The sequence below is a fragment of the Streptomyces sp. NPDC045026 genome (genome assembly GCF_056432625.1).
Genome location: NZ_JBWKIS010000025.1, coordinates 126204 through 142609, shown reverse-complemented (window position 1 = coordinate 142609; position 16406 = coordinate 126204). Strand labels below are relative to the sequence as shown.

At 71.1% G+C, this 16406-nt stretch carries 16 protein-coding genes; 3 read left to right on the top strand and 13 right to left on the bottom strand.

Translation table 11 applies throughout. From position 1 onward, the window contains the following. Window positions 1-164: 164 nt before the first annotated feature. The 6 genes from AC07EJ_RS36100 to AC07EJ_RS36075 all read right to left on the bottom strand — a co-directional run bounded on the left by AC07EJ_RS36100 (window position 165) and on the right by AC07EJ_RS36075 (window position 7442). Window positions 165-1706, bottom strand: coding sequence for a DEAD/DEAH box helicase (locus AC07EJ_RS36100; protein WP_389485531.1), 1542 nt, complete (start codon window positions 1704-1706; stop codon window positions 165-167). A 329-nt stretch (window positions 1707-2035) separates the two neighbouring features. Then, on the bottom strand, window positions 2036-2239 hold the full coding sequence (locus AC07EJ_RS36095) for a cold-shock protein (protein ID WP_100598391.1): 204 nt from the start codon (window positions 2237-2239) through the stop codon (window positions 2036-2038). 389 nt (window positions 2240-2628) lie between these two features. Beyond that, a complete protein-coding gene (locus AC07EJ_RS36090) occupies window positions 2629-3783 on the bottom strand; it encodes an XdhC family protein (protein WP_389485528.1) in 1155 nt (384 codons plus the stop codon). After that, a complete protein-coding gene (locus AC07EJ_RS36085) occupies window positions 3776-5917 on the bottom strand; it encodes a xanthine dehydrogenase family protein molybdopterin-binding subunit (protein ID WP_478885860.1) in 2142 nt (713 codons plus the stop codon). The genes AC07EJ_RS36090 and AC07EJ_RS36085 overlap by 8 nt, the downstream gene beginning before the upstream one ends. Then, on the bottom strand, window positions 5914-6906 hold the full coding sequence (locus tag AC07EJ_RS36080; RefSeq protein WP_393587417.1) for an FAD binding domain-containing protein: 993 nt from the start codon (window positions 6904-6906) through the stop codon (window positions 5914-5916). Before AC07EJ_RS36080 ends, AC07EJ_RS36085 begins: the two co-directional genes overlap by 4 nt. Beyond that, window positions 6903-7442 carry a (2Fe-2S)-binding protein gene (locus AC07EJ_RS36075; RefSeq protein ID WP_362910827.1) on the bottom strand — a complete coding sequence of 180 codons (540 nt, stop codon included), beginning with the start codon at window positions 7440-7442 and terminating at the stop codon, window positions 6903-6905. The genes AC07EJ_RS36080 and AC07EJ_RS36075 overlap by 4 nt, the downstream gene beginning before the upstream one ends. A 264-nt stretch (window positions 7443-7706) precedes the next feature. Between AC07EJ_RS36075 and AC07EJ_RS36070 the strand changes: the two genes are divergently transcribed. After that, window positions 7707-8285, top strand: a complete 579-nt coding sequence (locus tag AC07EJ_RS36070) for a TetR/AcrR family transcriptional regulator (RefSeq protein WP_389485521.1) — start codon at window positions 7707-7709, stop codon at window positions 8283-8285. A gap of 48 nt (window positions 8286-8333) precedes the next feature. On the opposite strand, the gene AC07EJ_RS36065 is transcribed toward AC07EJ_RS36070, so the two are convergent. The 4 genes from AC07EJ_RS36065 to AC07EJ_RS36050 all read right to left on the bottom strand — a co-directional run bounded on the left by AC07EJ_RS36065 (window position 8334) and on the right by AC07EJ_RS36050 (window position 11176). After that, window positions 8334-8786, bottom strand: coding sequence for an STAS domain-containing protein (locus AC07EJ_RS36065; RefSeq protein WP_389485518.1), 453 nt, complete (start codon window positions 8784-8786; stop codon window positions 8334-8336). Between the two features lie 377 nt (window positions 8787-9163). Continuing rightward, window positions 9164-9832, bottom strand: coding sequence for a DUF305 domain-containing protein (locus AC07EJ_RS36060; protein WP_478885863.1), 669 nt, complete (start codon window positions 9830-9832; stop codon window positions 9164-9166). A gap of 116 nt (window positions 9833-9948) precedes the next feature. Next, entirely contained in the window at window positions 9949-10419 is a 471-nt protein-coding gene (locus AC07EJ_RS36055) for a DUF6153 family protein (protein ID WP_389485516.1), read from the bottom strand. A gap of 196 nt (window positions 10420-10615) precedes the next feature. Continuing rightward, complete coding sequence (locus tag AC07EJ_RS36050; RefSeq protein WP_393587414.1) at window positions 10616-11176, bottom strand: NAD(P)H-dependent oxidoreductase; 561 nt, start codon at window positions 11174-11176, stop codon at window positions 10616-10618. Between the two features lie 124 nt (window positions 11177-11300). On the opposite strand from AC07EJ_RS36050, the gene AC07EJ_RS36045 reads away from it, so the two are divergent. Continuing rightward, window positions 11301-11975 carry a TetR/AcrR family transcriptional regulator gene (locus AC07EJ_RS36045; RefSeq protein ID WP_389485511.1) on the top strand — a complete coding sequence of 225 codons (675 nt, stop codon included), beginning with the start codon at window positions 11301-11303 and terminating at the stop codon, window positions 11973-11975. Window positions 11976-12116: 141 nt separating this feature from the next. On the opposite strand, the gene AC07EJ_RS36040 is transcribed toward AC07EJ_RS36045, so the two are convergent. Next, window positions 12117-12332, bottom strand: a complete 216-nt coding sequence (locus AC07EJ_RS36040; RefSeq protein ID WP_389485509.1) for a hypothetical protein — start codon at window positions 12330-12332, stop codon at window positions 12117-12119. A 328-nt stretch (window positions 12333-12660) separates the two neighbouring features. Between AC07EJ_RS36040 and AC07EJ_RS36035 the strand changes: the two genes are divergently transcribed. Next, complete coding sequence (locus tag AC07EJ_RS36035) at window positions 12661-13791, top strand: NADH:flavin oxidoreductase (protein ID WP_478885859.1); 1131 nt, start codon at window positions 12661-12663, stop codon at window positions 13789-13791. Window positions 13792-14147: 356 nt separating this feature from the next. Here AC07EJ_RS36035 and AC07EJ_RS36030 read toward each other — a convergent pair whose 3' ends face one another. Next, entirely contained in the window at window positions 14148-15287 is a 1140-nt protein-coding gene (locus tag AC07EJ_RS36030) for a LacI family DNA-binding transcriptional regulator (protein ID WP_389485505.1), read from the bottom strand. A 35-nt stretch (window positions 15288-15322) separates the two neighbouring features. Continuing rightward, the gene (locus AC07EJ_RS36025) at window positions 15323-16150 is read right to left on the bottom strand and encodes a sugar phosphate isomerase/epimerase family protein (protein ID WP_389485503.1); all 828 of its coding nucleotides are present in this window, start codon (window positions 16148-16150) and stop codon (window positions 15323-15325) included. Window positions 16151-16406 lie beyond the last annotated feature (256 nt).

Here is a 16406-nt window from a genome sequence, read left to right as displayed (position 1 = left end):
CCCCCATCTTCGACCTCGTCGACTACGGCGTCGTCGGCGACCTCTTCGACGTCGTCCCCCAGCTCACCGAGGAAGTCAACACCCGCAAGGGCTGACAGCAGCAGAAAAAGCCGGAGGCCCGGGACCGATATCGGTCCCGGGCCTCCGGCTTTCGTGCGTATGGCTCAGCCGGCGCGGCGGACCCGCGCGGCCTTGCGGGCATCGGCGAGCTGGCGGGCCTCTGAGCTGCGGCGCGAGTCACCGCCGGCGCGGCCCGGGCGCGAGCCCATGCCGCGGAACGGGGCTCCGCCGCGCTTGGGCCGCTCCGTGGCCGGCGCGGGGCCGGCGATCGGGACGCCGGAGGGCGCCTGCGCACCGGTGATACGGCTCAACTCGGCCTCGCCGGAGCGGACTTGGGTGATCTGCGGCCGGATCCCCGCGTCGCGCATCAGCCGGCTCATGTCGCGGCGCTGGTTCGGCAGGACCAGGGTGACGACGCTGCCGGACTCACCGGCACGGGCCGTGCGGCCGCCGCGGTGCAGGTAGTCCTTGTGGTCGCTCGGCGGGTCGACGTTGACCACGAGGTCGAGGTTGTCGACGTGGATGCCGCGCGCGGCGACGTTCGTGGCGACGAGCGCCGTGACCGTACCGGCCTTGAACTGGGCCAGGGTGCGGGTGCGCTGCGGCTGGGACTTCCCGCCGTGCAGGGCGGCGGCCCGCACGCCACTGCCGAGCAGGTGCTTGGTGAACTGGTCGACGGCGTGCTTGGTGTCCAGGAACATGATGACCCGCCCGTCGCGGGCCGCGATCTCGGTGGCCGCGGCGAACTTGTCGGCGCCGTGCACATGCAGTTCGTGGTGTTCCATCGTGGTGACGGCGCCCGCCGACGGGTCGACGGAGTGGACGACCGGGTCGTGCAGGTAGCGGCGCACCAGCAGGTCGACATTGCGGTCGAGGGTGGCCGAGAACAGCATCCGCTGTCCTTCGGGGTGCACGAGGTCGAGCAGCTCGGTGACCTGCGGCATGAAGCCCATGTCGGCCATCTGGTCGGCCTCGTCCAGGACGGTGATCTTCACCCGGTCCAGGCGGCAGTCCTTGCGCTCGATGAGGTCCTTGAGGCGTCCGGGCGTCGCCACGACGACCTCGGCGCCACCGCGCAGGGCACTGGCCTGACGGCCGATGGACATGCCGCCGACGACGGTGGCGATCCGCAGCTTCAGCGACCGCGCGTACGGGGTGAGCGCCTCGGTGACCTGCTGGGCGAGCTCCCGCGTGGGGACGAGGATCAGGCCGAAGGGCTGCTTGGCCTCGGCCCGCTGACCTGCGAGGCGCGCGAGGAGCGCGAGCCCGAAGGCGAGGGTCTTGCCGGAGCCGGTGCGGCCGCGGCCGAGGACGTCCCGGCCCGCGAGCGAGTTCGGCAGGGTCGCCGCCTGGATCGGGAACGGCGCGGTCACACCGAGGCCGGTGAGCGTCTTGAGGATCTCGGCCGGCAGGTCGAGTTCACCGAAGGTCTCGGCGGCGGGGAGGGCGGGCGTCACGGTGACGGGCAGGGCGAACTCGCCCTGCGGCGCGGAGGGCCTGCGCCCGTAGCCGCCGGAGCTCTTGCCACCGGCGCGTCCCTGGCCCTGTCCCTGGCCCTGGGGTCGAAAACGGGCGCCCCGGTCACCGCCGGCGGAGCCCCTGCGGGGGTTGGAGTAACGGTCGTTCGTGCGAGCTGAACGGTTCATGGAGAACCTTCCTCGATATGGCACGTATCGAGGAATTCCCGGCATACGAGTGCCGGACGAATTGCAAGAACGAGCCGAATAACAGACTGAAAATCAACCGGCGCGCCGGTGCCGAGAATGGCGGCGCCTGACTCGGAATGCTGGGATTCCACTGCGGCAGGCGGCTCTCGGACGGGCCGGATCAATGAGGTGCGGGGGTCTACGCGCCCCGCCGGGGTGGTGTGACACCCGGTGGACGTGCCTACCCGGGCGGGATACCCCGCAAACAGCAACGAGCTGGTGCCCGTACCACTAGGGTACGGGCACCAGCTGCGCTCAACGCTTCAGCGTCAGGCGGGAACGATGTTCTCCGCCTGCGGGCCCTTCTGGCCCTGCGTGACATCGAAGTTCACCTTCTGGCCTTCCTGAAGCTCACGGAAGCCCTGGGTGGCGATGTTCGAGTAGTGGGCGAAGACGTCGGGGCCGCCACCCTCCTGCTCGATGAAGCCGAAGCCCTTTTCCGAGTTGAACCACTTCACGGTGCCAGTAGCCATATGCAAATTCTCCTTCGGGGCAGTGCCCGGGGCCCACACTGTGCGGACCTCGGCGTCGCCGCAATGATCGCCCCGCCCGGAAAAATGCATCCGGAAATAGAAAAGCGCCCGGCAACGTGAAGTTACCTAAGGCACTTGAAGTATCTATGGGAACCACAACTGCAACTGAGATCAAGACTAGCACGAGACGGGCTTGGGAGCACGGGGAGCCAGAATATTTGGCGCGTCGCCGTGAACCTTCACCCCAGATTGCGCAAAACACGGGGCCCCCGGCGCCGAAAATTCACTTCCGCAGCGACCGGGAGCCCTCCGGTGCGTCGCTCACCTGCCGCCGGCCCTCGACGTGCGCCGCGTTGTGCTCGCGCAGGGGCGCCCGCCTCCCCTGCCCCTCAGCTCCGCCCTGACAACATCCGGCGTCGCTCACCCGCGTCGCCGTCGTGGTGGATCGGTGCTCGCGAAGCCGTCAGGGGCGCGCCCGTACCGCCCTGCCTGGACGCGATGATCTCCGCGGCGATGGACAGGGCCGTCTCCTCGGGTGTGCGGGCGCCGAGGTCCAGGCCGATCGGTGAGTGCAGGCGCGACAGCTCCTCGCCGGTCAGGCCTACTTCGCGCAGGCGGCGGTCACGGTCCTCGTGGGTGCGGCGTGAGCCCATCGCCCCGACGAAGGCGACGGGCAGCCGTAGCGCGATCTCCAGGAGCGGGATGTCGAACTTCGCGTCATGGGTGAGCACGCACAGGACCGTGCGTTCGTCGGTTGTGGTGCTCCGCAGGTAGCGGTCCGGCCAGTCGACCACGATGTCGTCCGCCTCGGGGAAGCGGGCCCGCGTGGCGAAGACGGGGCGGGCGTCGCACAACGTCACGCGGTAGCCGAGGAACTTGCCCGCACGGACCAGCGCCGCCGCGAAGTCGACGGCGCCGAAGACGATCATCCGGGGTGGCGGCACGCTCGACTCCACGAACAGCGTCAGGTCCGCGTCGCAGTGGGAGCCGTCGGCCGAGAGGTCGAACGTGCCGGTGCGGCCCGCGGCGAGCAGGGCCCGCGCCTCGCCCGCCACGGTGCGCTCAAGTCCGGCGCCCCCGTCCAGCCCTCCCTCGTACGAGCCGTCCGCCCTCACGAGCATCGCCCCGCCCCGCAGTTCGGCCGGTCCCCGGGCCACCCGGACGAGCGCTGCCGTCTCGCCCCGGGCGGCGGCCGCGAACGCCGCAGCGAACACCGGCCTGTCCGGCGCGTCGGCGCGCACCGGCGTGACCAGGACCTCGATGACCCCGCCGCAGGTGAGCCCCACGGCGAAGGCGTCCTCGTCGCTGTAGCCGAACCGCTCCAGGACGGAGCCGCCGTCCTGGAGCACCTGGACGCACAGTTCGTAGACCGCCGCCTCGACGCAGCCGCCGGAGACCGAGCCGATGACCGTGCCCTCACTGTCGACGGCGAGGGCGGCGCCGGGCGGGCGGGGTGCGCTGCCGCCCACCGAGACGACGGTGGCGACGGCGAAGTCCCGGCCCTGCCCGGCCCACCGGTTCAGCTCGTCGGCGATGTCAAGCATCGCCGTCACCTTCGGCAGGGGCTCCGGCCGACAGGACGCGGTCGGGCCGGATCGGCAGGTGCCGGTGGCGGGCGCCGGTCGCATGCCAGACCGCGTTGGCCACGGCGGCCGCCGCGCCCACAATGCCGATCTCGCCGATGCCCTTGATCCCGACGGGGTCGTCCGCGTCCGGGTCGTCGACCCAGTCCGCCTCGATCAGGGGTACGTCGGCGTTGGCGGCGACGTGGTAGCCCGCGAGGTCAGCGCCGACGTGGCCGCCCGTGGCCTGGTCCCTGACCGCCTCCTCGTGCAGTGCCATGGACAGTCCCCAGATCATCCCGCCGATGAACTGGCTGCGCGCGGTCAGCGGGTTGACGATCTTGCCGGCCGCGAAGACGCCGAGCATGCGCCGTACGCGTACCTCGCCGGTGCTGACGTCGACGGCGACCTCGGCGAACTGGGCGCCGAAGGAGTGCCGCTCCTTCTTCGTCAGCCGGGCGACGGCCTCCGTGGTGTCCGAGCGGGCCGTGATCCCTTCGGCCGGGATGTCGCCGCCCAGGGCGAGCTGCTCGCGCAGCGCGCCCGCCGCCGTGGTGACGGCCCACGCCCAGGAGCGCGTGCCCATCGAGCCGCCGGCGACCCACGCGGGGCCGAAGTCACTGTCCGCGATCCGCACCCGCACCCGCTCCGGGGCCACCTCCAGGGCGTCCGCCGCGATCAGGGTGAGCGCGGTGCGGGCGCCGGTGCCGACGTCGGCCGCGGTGATTCGGACGGTGTAGGTGCCGTCGGCCTCAGCGGTCACGGCCGCCGTGGACGGGGCGACGCCCGAGGGGTAGGTGGCGGCGGCCGTGCCCGTACCGAGCAGCCAGCGACCCTCGCGGCGCCGGCCGGGACGCGCGTCGCGGCCGGCCCAGCCGAACCTGCGGGCGCCCTCGTCGAAGCAGGCGACCACGTTGCGGCTGCTGAACGGGAGGCGGGACACGGGGCCCACGTCGGGTTCGTTGCGCACGCGCAGCGCGATCGGGTCTACGCCGCACTTCTCTGCGAGTTCGTCGAGCGCCGACTCCACGGCGAACGAACCGGGAGCCTCGCCGGGCGCACGCATCCACGTCGGGGTCGGCACGTCGAGCGGCACGACGCGGTGGACGGTGCGGTGCGCGTCGGCCTCGTACATGACGCGCCCGTACGCGGCGCTCATCTCGACGAATTCCTTGACGGTCGACGTCTGGCAGTCCGCCTGGTGGTCGAAGGCGCGCAGCCTGCCATCGGGGTCGGCGCCGAGCCGCACGCGCTGGGCGGTGGGGCTGCGGTAGCCGGTGACCGTGAACATTTGACGGCGCGTCAGCACAACGCGTACCGGCCGGTCGAGAGTCGTGGCGGCCATCACGGCGGCCACGTGATGCGGGCGCACACCCTTGGAGCCGAAGGCCCCGCCGACGTGCTCGGACCGCACTCGCACCGAGGCCGCGTCGAGCGAGAACAGCTTGGCGAGCTCGTCGGCCACCCACACGCTGCCCTGGTTCGAGTCGACGACTTCGAGACGGCCGCCGTCCCAGTGCGCGGTCGCCGCGTGCGGCTCCATGGAGCTGTGGTGCTCCTCCGGAGTGGTGTACTCCTCGTCCACCACGAAGGCGGAGGCGGCGAGTTCGGCCTCGACGTCCCCCTTCTCCTCCACCATGTCGGGCGTGTCCACGGGCGTGTACATGCCGGGCCGGCCGGCCGAGAAGGCGACGTCGTGCGGCTCCTCCTCATATCGCACGACCAGCGCCTCCGCGGCCTCCCTGGCCTGTTCCGACGTCTCGGCGACGACGAGGGCCACGGGCCAGCCGACGTACGGCACACGGTCGTGCTGGAAGACCTGGAGGGCGGGGTCGGGCGGGCCGAGCATGCTCATGTACTCGCCGTCGACGCGCGGGGCGTTCCCGTGGTGCAGGACGGCGAGTACGCCGGGCATGGCGAGGACGGCATCGGACTCCACGGCCAGGACGCGTCCTCGGGCGACGGTCGACAACGCCAGCCATCCGTGGGCGAGTTCGGTGAAGGGGATGTCTCCCGCGTAGCGCGCGGCTCCGGTGACCTTGTCGTACCCCTCGACGCGGACGTGGGCGGCGCCGACGGCGCCCGTCACGGCCGCGGTGCGAGTCGTCGTGGTCATCGCACGGCCTCCTCGGCGAGCTCGCTAAGTACGGCCACGACGAGATTGCGCATCAGCGTCACCTTGTATCCATTGTGGGGCAGCGTCTCGGCGGCCGCGAGTTCGGCGTCCGCGGCGGCGGCGAAGGCCTCGGCGGTCGCCGGGCCGCCGGTCAGAACGCGTTCGGCGGCGTGTGCGCGCCAGGGCCGGGACGCGACCGCCCCGAAGGCGAGGCGCACTTCGTGGACGGTTTCGTCCCGGACGTCGAGCGCGGCGGCGACGGATCCGATGGCGAACGCGTAGGACGCGCGCTCGCGGACCTTGCGGTAGCGGGAGAGGGCGGCGACGGGCGCCGGGGGCAGGGTGACGGCGGTGATCAGCGCGCCGGGCGGCAGCGCGGTCTCCAGGTGTGGGGTCTCGCCCACGGGCAGATAGAACTCCGCGAGCGGCAACTCGCCCGGACCGTCGGCCGTTTCGTACGAGACGACGGCGTCGAGCGCGGCGAGGGCCACTCCCATGTCCGAGGGGTGGACGGCGACGCAGTGGGCGGAGGCGCCGAGGATCGCGGCGTTGTGATGCTCCCCCTCGACGGCCGGGCAACCGCTACCGGGGACACGCTTGTTGCAGGGTTTGGCCAGGTCGGAGAAGTAGCCGCAGCGGGTGCGTTGGAGCAGATTGCCGCCGACCGTGGCCATGTTGCGCAGCTGGCCGGAGGCGCCGGCGAGGACAGCCTGCGCCAGCATCGGGTAGCGGCGCCGCACTTCGGGATGGGCGGCGAGGTCGCTGTTGGTGGCCGTCGCTCCGATGCGCAGGCCGCCGTCGGGCGTCAACTCGATGCCGTCGAGCGGCAGTTCCCGTACGTCGACGAGCCGGGCGGGCCTCTCCACGCCGGTCTTCATCAGGTCGACGAGGTTGGTGCCGCCGCCCAGATAACGCGCGTCGGGGTCGGCGTCCAGCAGGCCGACCGCGGCGGGCACGTCGAAGACGCGCTCGTAACCGAATTCCCTCATGCGACGGCCTCCGTTCCGGCGGCGCGCGCGACGGCGTTGACGATCGACACGTAGGCGCCGCAGCGGCACAGGTTGCCGCTCATCCGCTCCCGGATCTCGTCGGCGCTCAACGGTGGAACTCCCGCCTCCGGCCGTACGTCGGCAGTCACGGCGCTCGGCCAGCCCGCCGCGTGCTCCTCGATGACCGCGAGGGCCGAACAGATCTGGCCAGGGGTGCAGTATCCGCACTGGTACCCGTCGAGGTCGAGGAACGCCTGTTGCACCGGATGCAGTCCGTCGGCACCGGCCACGCCCTCGATGGTGGTGATCTCACGCCCCTCGGCGGCCACCGCGAGCTGCAGGCAGGAGACGGCGCGGCGGCCGTCGAGCAGCACGGTGCAGGCACCGCACTGGCCCTGGTCGCAGCCCTTCTTGGTCCCAGGCAGATCGAGGCGCTCGCGCAGGGCGTCGAGGAGGGTGGTGCGGTGATCGACGGGCAGCGTGTACTTCTCACCATTGATGTTCAGCGTGATGACGCTGGACGTCGATGGGGCCATGATCAGCCTTCTTTCGCTCATGGGGTGCGAGGGGCTGTACGTAGCACAAGCGGCTGTACGGAGAGGGAGAGGATCGGGATTCCGGGCCTGTCGCGCGCCCGTCGGCCGAAAAGCCGCTTGCACCGGCCACCGGCCCTCCGCTCGAGCCGAGTCTGCCGCTATGGTGAACCTAAGCGGACAAGTGTCCGTTACGTTCGAACCTAACGGACAGCTGTCCGCTTAGCAAGGGCGGACACGGGTTCGCGATTCCCGAAAGGGGGACGGGTGCAGCCGAAGAAGGAAGCACCGCTGCGCTCGGACGCGCAACGCAATCGCGACCGCATCCTGGAAGCGGCGCTGACCGAGCTGACCCGGTCGGCCGACGCCCCGCTGAGCGCGATCGCGAAGAAGGCCTGCGTCGGCCAGGGCACGTTCTACCGCAACTTCCCCAACCGCGAGTCCCTCGTGCTCGAGGTCTACCGCTACGAGATGCAGCAGGTCGCCGACGCCGCGTCCCACCTGCTCGCGACCCGCGCGCCCGACGAGGCCCTGCGCGCGTGGATGGACCGCCTCGCCCAGTACGCCATGGCGAAGGCCGGGCTGGCCGACGCGCTGCGTCAGGCCACCGCACGCGGCAGTCTGGCCGCCCTCGGCCACGGCCCGGTGACGTCGGCCATGTCGCTCCTGCTCAAGGCGAACGAGGAGGCGGGCATGATCCGCCCCGGGGTGACGCCGGACGACTTCGCCCTCGCCATCGCCGGGCTCTGGCAGCTAGACCCGCACAGCGACTGGCAGTCGCGCGCCGGACGGCTGCTCGACCTCGTCATGAACGGCCTGCGCGCCGGAGCGCCGGGGACCGCCTGAGTCGCCTGAGTCGGGTGAGTCACGCGTGCCCGCAGGCCCAGGGACCGGTCAGGGCGAAGGCGGCCGCGGCCGTGGAGGTCTGGGCGGCCCGTCGTCCAGGGCGTCCGGCCTCGCTACGGGGGGCCAGACCGGCCGGTGCGAGGGAGGCAGCGACAACAGAGCCTGGCCGACGGACCGTTGGGCGGGCAGCAGATCGACACTGCCTGTCTGGTTGAGCAGTTCGGTCAGCCGCCGCCCGGCCCCCGCCAGGAGGAGCTTGCCGCCCCGACGGTCCAGCAGCCACCGCATGGCCAGCAGGCAGTAGAGACCGCGTGAGTCGCAGAACGAGAGCGCGGTGACGTCGAGGACCAGGTACGGGTGGCCCGCGTCGACGCAGGCGCCGAGCGTGCCCAGGAAGAGCTCCTCACCGCTCTGGTCGAGTTCGCCACTGATCCGCAGCACCGCGCAGCCTTCGCAGCTCGCCAGCTCGGTGATCATCAAACGGTGGCTCTGCGTGGACATCGCACCTCCATCCGGCCGACGTACGAAGGCCCTTGGCGTCGAGCCTCGCACACACCGGCGCCGGTTCCCGAACCGGACGAGTGCCCCGGGGCCGCAGGATCAGGTCGTGGCGGTTCCGGTTCACGGCCGGCGCGGGTGCCGGACGGCCGTTGCGGTGAGGGTCTCCCACCATGCCCCCGATCGCGCCCGCCGTCACGGGTCCGGCGGCGAACTCCCTGAGAGTGCACCCCGCCCTGGTGTGGCCGACGGGGTGCATGTCGGCCGCACCAGGGGGTGAACGGCGCGCCCACCCAGGGCGTTTCGTCAGATGTCCGAGGGCTTTTTCAGCTTTTTCAGCTTTTTCAGCTCCTTGAGCTCCTTGAGCTCCTTTGGCTTCTTCAGCTCTTGCCGAGCATCTTGTTCATCTGCTCGATCTCGGCGGTCTGCGCGGTCACCACGTCGGCGGCGAGGCGCGTCGCGGGGCCGTACTTGCCGTCGGCCTTCTCGGTCCTGCCCATCGTGACGGCGCCCTCGTGGTGATCGACCATCATCGCGAGGAACTTCTTGTCGAAGTCGCCGCCGGTAGCCTTCTTGAGCTCGTCCATGTCGCCGGCGCTCATCATGCCGGGCATGGACGAGGGCATGTCGTGCTCCATGCCCGACATGTCGGCGGGGACTTCCTCACCCCACGCGGTGAGCCAGCCTGACATCTGCTCGATCTCGGGGTCCTGGGCACTCTTGATCTTGGCGGCGAGTTCCTTGACGTCCTTCGACGCGGCGCGGCCCTTGGCCAGTTCTGCCATCTCCACGGCCTGCTGGTGGTGGTGGATCATCTCCATGGCGAAGGAGACGTCGGCGCCGTTGTGACCGTCTGCGGTGTCATGACCCCCTGCGCTGTCATGGCCTTCGGCCTGGGTCGAGGCTGCCGGACTGGAGCCGGACTCCTTCGCCCCCATGTCTTGTCCCCCGGCAGGAGTGTCGCTGCCACAGGCGGCGAGGACGAGGGCGGCCGCCCCCGCGGTGGCGGCGACGGCGGTGCGCCGGACGAACGTGCGGTATGCGGTCATTCGGTGCGCGGTCATGTTGTGTGCGGTCATGCGGAACTCCTGGTGCTGATCTTCGGTGAAGGGCTCGCGCGAGCGCGGCGCCGACCCTCGGGGCGTACGGCACCGCGCGGGCCGTTCTAGATCCGCAGGAGTTGGAGTTCGGAGAGTGACGGCGGGGCACGGCCGCCGTCAGGGCCGCTGCCGGCCGACGAGGTGCGGGCCTGCGGTCGGGCGGGGCAGGCGATCACGTCGGGGAGCAGCGCGGGGTCGACTGCCGGGGGTCCGGCGACGGACGCGGAGGCGCACACCGCGTCGGCGTGTGCCATGTGCCCGTCGCATCCACCGTCTCCGTGCTCGCACACGTCGGCAGTAGAAGCCTTGACGCCTCGCTGTCCGGGCCCGGCGTGGTCACCAGAGCCGGCGGGGCCACCCGCATCCATCGCGGAGGCGGCGGGATGCATCGCGCCCTGCATCGCGCCCCGCCCGTCCGCCGGTACGGGTCCCAGGCCGTGCATGCCGAGCAGGCCAAGGAGTACGGCGCCGACGAGCAACCCGAGGAGCCGCAGCGTCAACTGCGGTCGCGTGGGCGGTCCGAGGCGGGTGGTCACCGCTGCATCGTAGGCAGAGCGGATCGGTGTGCGCGCTCCGGGGCCGCCACGGATCAGCCGTTCGTGGACCGCCCCCGTTCACCCGGAGGCCGGAAGCCGGAAACGGGAAACCGGAAAGGGTCACCCGAAAACGGGAGCGGCCGGAGGTCGGAGACAGCTTCGTCCCGGACCTCCGGCCGCACTCGTACCAGGAGCGTCAGGCAGCGGCGGGGGCGGCCTGCTCGCTCAGGCGGCCGACGACCTCGGTCAGGGCGGTCGCGACCTCGGAGTCGTCGGCGGGGTGGGTCTCGGCGAAGCGCGTCAGGGAGCCGGGGATGGACAGCTTCACGTCGTCGAGCACCGAGGCACCGGCGATCCCCGCGGCCTTGCGCGCGTCGTCCTGCGCCCACACGCCGCCGTACTGGCCGAACGCGGTGCCGACGACGGCGACCGGCTTGCCGGAGATCGCGCCGGCGCCGTACGGGCGGGACAGCCAGTCGATGGCGTTCTTCAGGACGGCCGGCATGGTGCCGTTGTACTCGGGCGAGAAGAGGAGGAAGGCGTCGGTCTGACCGGCGGCCTCACGCAGCCGCTGGGCCGCGGCGGGGACGCTTCCCTCGACGTCGATGTCCTCGTTGTAGAACGGCACGTCGCCGAGGCCGTCGAAGAGCTGGATGTCGGCGCCGGCGGGCGCGTGCTTGGCGGCGGCCTCGGCGAGCTGACGGTTGTGGGAACCGGCGCGGAGGCTCCCGACGAGGGCGAGAATGCGAACAGACATGGCAGAACTCCAGATAAGTGCGTATGGATCTCGTGCGGGCCCAACCGGACCGAAGTCCGTTTAAATTTGTACCACCGATCCGGACCGCGGTCCACTTTCTGGCTCGCGGCGCTACTCTGAAGCCATGACCGGCCCGATCCCCCCTCCCGTCACGACGTCCGGCGCCCCGGGCGGACCGACCGACCTCACCCTCACGCCGACCGACCTCGCCCTGACACCGGCAGGCGACCGGCCTGCGTTGCGGGCGGACGCGGCCCGCAACCGCACGCGTCTGCTGGAAGCCGCATCGTGCCTGCTGTCCGAGTGCGGGGCGGCGAACCTGACCATGGAGGCCGTGGCGTCGGCGGCCGGAGTGGGCAAGGGCACGGTCTTCCGGCGGTTCGGCGACCGCACCGGGCTGCTCATCGCCCTTCTCGACCACCAGGAGCAGCAGCTTCAGGCGGCGTTCCTGTCGGGCCCGCCGCCCCTGGGCCCGGACGCGCCCGCTCTGGAACGCCTGCACGCTTTCGGGCCGGCCCTCATCCGCCACGAGCGGGACCATCACGGGCTGATCCTCGCCGCCCGCACCGATCCCGTGCGCAATTACGCGGTCCCGGCGAACCGCCTGCGCCACACGCACGTCATGCTGCTGCTGCGCCAGGCGGGCGTGCAGGGCGACACCGATCTGCTCGCGCACACGCTGCTGGCCGCCGCGGACACGGCGCTCATCCACCACCTGACCAGGGAACGGGGCATGCCGCTCGACCGCGTGGAGGCGGGATGGCATGACCTGGTCGACCGGCTCGCGCACACGCCCTGACCAGCTCGCGCACACGCCCTGACCGGCTCGCGCAAATGCCCTGCCGGGATTGCGCACACGCCCTGACCGGCTCGCTTAAAAGTCCTGACGGGATTGCGCGCACACCCTGCCGGCCGACGCGAACGCCCTACGGGCGACCGGTCACGGAGCCGTATCCGGCCCGTCCGGGCCCCAGAGATCGGGCCCCGCGCCGTGCCAGTCGATCAGTTCCGGGTCGTCGACGGTCGTATCCGCCTCGGGCAGGCCCGCGGCCCGCAGGAATTCGAGAACATCGAGCAGGTTGTAGGCGGTCCCCACGTCCTTGCCGTGAATCGTCACCCGTCGACCGCCGTCAGGCAGGGGCGGGTGCACAGTCACGGGCGCACCTTCGGCCATACATCCAGAATGGTCCAGCCAACCCGAAAACGCACCCCCAATCGAACTCACGCTCGAAAAATCCACCCCGGCGAACTGTGCACGAACGCGACGAGGCCCAGCACGAGAGCGACAACGCCGATGAGTGCGACGGGAATTCGCGTCTTGGGCGAAGTCAGCGCCGTCGTCGACCACTCCTGGACCCTTCAGGCGTGGCCGGGATCACAGGAAGGCGCGACCGACCTGCGGAATGCCATGAGATCCGGAGCGGTTGGCACACGCAGATTCCATGCTTGTGCACATACCGACTGGTACTTAAGAGGAGCACTCCGTGACTGATGCCGCGTCGCCCGTTTCCCGCGCTGCCGAGATTCTGTCGCGCCCCGTCGCGCTGAACGGACTGAAGGTCCCCAACCGCATCGCGATGGCGCCCATGACGCGCATGTTCTCGCCGAACGGCATCCCGGGCGAGGACGTTCGGTCGTACTACTCCCGACGCGCCGCCGCGGGCGTGGGCCTGATCGTCACCGAGGGAACCTACGTCGGCCACACGTCGGCCGGAGAGAGCGACCGGGTACCGCGCTTCCACGGCGAGGAGCAGTTGGCCGGGTGGGCGAAGGTCGCCGAGGACGTGCACGCGGCGGGCGGCACGATCGTGCCGCAGCTGTGGCACATCGGCATGGTGCGCCAGCAGGGCAAGCCGCCCTTCGCCGAGGCTCCGGCCGTCGGCCCGTCCGGCCTCCGCATGGACGGCACCGAGGGCACGGGCAAGGCGATGACCCAGGCCGACCTGGACGACGTCATCGGCGCGTTCGCGCAGGCCGCCAAGGATGCCGAGCGCATCGGCTTCGACGGCGTCGAGGTGCACGGCGCCCACGGTTACCTGCTGGACCAGTTCCTCTGGGCCGGGACCAACCGCCGTACCGACGCCTACGGTGGCGACGCCGTGGCCCGCACGAAGTTCGCCGCAGAGATCGTCGCCGCGATCCGTGGATCCGTCTCCCCCGAATTCCCGGTGATCTTCCGCTACTCGCAGTGGAAGCAGGAGGCCTACGACGCGCGGCTCGCCGAGACCCCGCAGGAGCTGGCGGCGATCCTCGCCCCGCTCGCCGAGGCCGGCGTCGACGCCTTCCACGCCTCCACCCGCCGCTACTGGAGCCCGGAGTTCGACGGCTCCGACCTGAACCTGGCGGGCTGGACCAAGAAGCTCACCGGCAAGCCCACCATCACGGTCGGCTCCGTCGGCCTCGACGGCGACTTCATCCGCGCCTTCGCGGGCGAGGGCTCCGCGGTCAAGGGAATCGACGACCTCCTCGACCGCCTGGAGCGCGACGAGTTCGACATGGTCGCCATCGGCCGGGCCCTGCTCCAGGACCCTGACTGGGCGGCGAAGGTCCTGGAGGGCCGCTTCGATGAACTGAAGCCGTACGACGCGGCAGCAGCGCTCAAGACGCTGAGCTAGCGGGCACAGAACCGATAGGGCCGGGAGCGGCGGGACAGAACCGAGAGGTCCCGGAACTGCCTGCGCGACAGAACCGATAGGTCCCGGAACTGCCTGCGCGATGGAACCGATAGGTCCCGGAACTGCCTGCGCGATGGAACCGATAGGTCCCGGAACTGCCTGCGCGATGGAACCGATAGGTCCCGGAGCTGCGGGAGCGCAGGCCCGAAATTCCCGTCAAGCCCGAATGCGTCGCCCAGCCCCCGTCTCACGAGAAGCCGGGATCCACGGTTCGCCGTGGATCCCGGCTCTGACTGTGGCGGGTGAGGCCGCTCACCGGTACGGAGGGCCAGGACGCGAGGCCGCTCGACTCGGACTCACCGGGACCGCGTCGACGGGGCCGCGCTCGTCTCACGTACGCGCAGTTCCATCGGGATCAGGCGGGGTTCTGTGTCGCCGGAGGCTGTCATCAGGGTCTCCAGGGTCTCGGCGGCCTGGCGGCCCAGTTCGTCCCGGGCCATCGAGACCGTGGTGAGCCGGCGCGAACCGGGCAGGTCGTCGAGTGGAGAGATGTCGTCGCAGCCGATGACCGCCATGTCCTCGGGCACGCGCACGCCCGCCTCCTCCAGCGCGCTCGCCGCGCCCCGTGCCACGAGGTCGTTGTACGCGACGACCGCGGTGACGTCCAGGTCGCGTACGGCGGTCGCCGCGTCGTACCCGTGCCGGGCCGTGTGGCCGCAGGGGATCACCGTGACCTCGACGCCGAACGCCGCGGCGGCGTCGAAGGCGCGAATGCGTTCCGCGTTCGCCCAGGATGCCTCGGGCCCGCTCAGATAGGCGACGCGGCGGTGACCGAGCTGACTGAGGTGTCCGCAGACCAGGGTCATTCCGCCGTAGAAGTCGGCGGAGACCGAGGGGATGTTCAGCCCGGGAACGATGCGGTTGACCAGGACGACGTGGTGGCCGCGCAGGGCCAGGTCGACCAGCGCGGTGCGCTCCATGCGAGGGGAGCACAGGAGCACGCCGTCGCAGCACCCCATGAGGTCCTCCGCGAGTTCGTGCTCGCTCGCCGCGTCCTCGTCCGACTCCATCACCATCACCCGCCGCCCGTGCGAACGGGCCACCGCGGAAACGGACTTGAGGACATCGGGGAAGTACGGGTTGGCCAGGTCGGGCACGAGGACGCCGATGGCACCGGCCTCGCCGCGGGCCAGGCCCTGCGCCGCGGCGTTGGGCCGGTAGCCGAGTTCGGCCACCGCGTCGTGCACCCGGCGGACGAGTTCGGGGTCGACGCGGGCCGTGCCGTTGAGCACGCGGGAGACGGTGGAGGTGGACACTCCGGCCGCCGTGCCGACGTCCGTGATCGTCACGCGCCGCAACCGGGCGCCCTTCCGCCCGGCGGACGGGCCTGCCGAGCTCTCCGTTCCGGACTTTTCGGACCGCTCCCGCGTCGTGCGGCGCGCCCCCGCGGACGCGCCGGGGCCGCCCTTCGCGTCCGGAACCTTTGAAGTAACCAAAGCCAGCTCCCCGTTGCCCATCCTCTGTCGCCAGCCTAGTTCGTCGTGCCGCCGCGCGATGCTCCGCTCCCCACTTCGAGCAGGAGTCCTCGCAGGTGGGCGACGTCCCGGCGGACCGCGGCGAACGGATCGTCGGTCGGGTAGTGGACGTGCAGGGAGAGCGGTCCGGTGTAGCCGAGCCCGCCGAGCCCGGACAGGATCGTGCGCCAGGGCACGACGCCCCCGTCGGCGAGGGGCTGCCACACGCAGGTCCAGTCGCCGGACCGCGCTCCCTGCTCCCACACCGCGTTCTTCACCCCCACGCAGCCGACCCGGGCCGGACCGCCGATCACGTCCAAGGTGAGGCGCCAGTGCTCGCTGCCTTCCTTGGCCTGGTTGCCGGGGTCGGGGTGGACGTGGATGCCGTCGAAGCCTGCCAGGAGCCGTGCCGCGTGCGCCGCCGACGGGTGCAATGTCCCGTGGTGCAGGGCGAGTACGAGCCGGACGCCGTGGCGTACCGCGAGTTCGGCGAGGCCCGCGAGGTCCCGGCGGGCCCGGTCGACGGCCGTGGCGTGGTCGATTCGCGCGTCGTAGCGGTAGAAGCCGAGGCGCAGCACAGTGGCCCCCGCCTCGGCGCAGTGCCCGATGACGCGCTCCGCCTCGCCGTCCGCCGTGGTCAGGTCCGTGCTGACCATGCCGAGGCCGAGACCGTTTCCCCGCAGGGCGCGGGCCGTCTCGGCGATGCGCTCCGCTGTGCCCGGCGTGACGGTCTGCCCGTCCCTGACCAGTAGATCCGCGCCGTCGGCACCGGCGTGCGCCAGCAGGTCGGCCAGCCGGCTCGGCGGCAGATCCCCGAACGGCTTCGTGAGAACCAGAACCCTCACCACATGCTCCTTCTCGCACCACACGCTTTCCTGTGAAAGCGCTCCCTGAACTTATCCCCTCCTCGGCCACCGATTTGTCAGCTCATTGAAAGTGCCAGGTCACAAGCTATCCATGTCATCCGCCACTCAAGATCGACAATTTTCAGTGTGTGAAAACGCTTGCTCGCCCTCATGAGGCGCCCTAACGTCATCCGCGCTTCAGTCCCGAGGACCGCCAGGACCGTCAGGACCGCCAAGGCCGCCAAGGCCGCCGTCT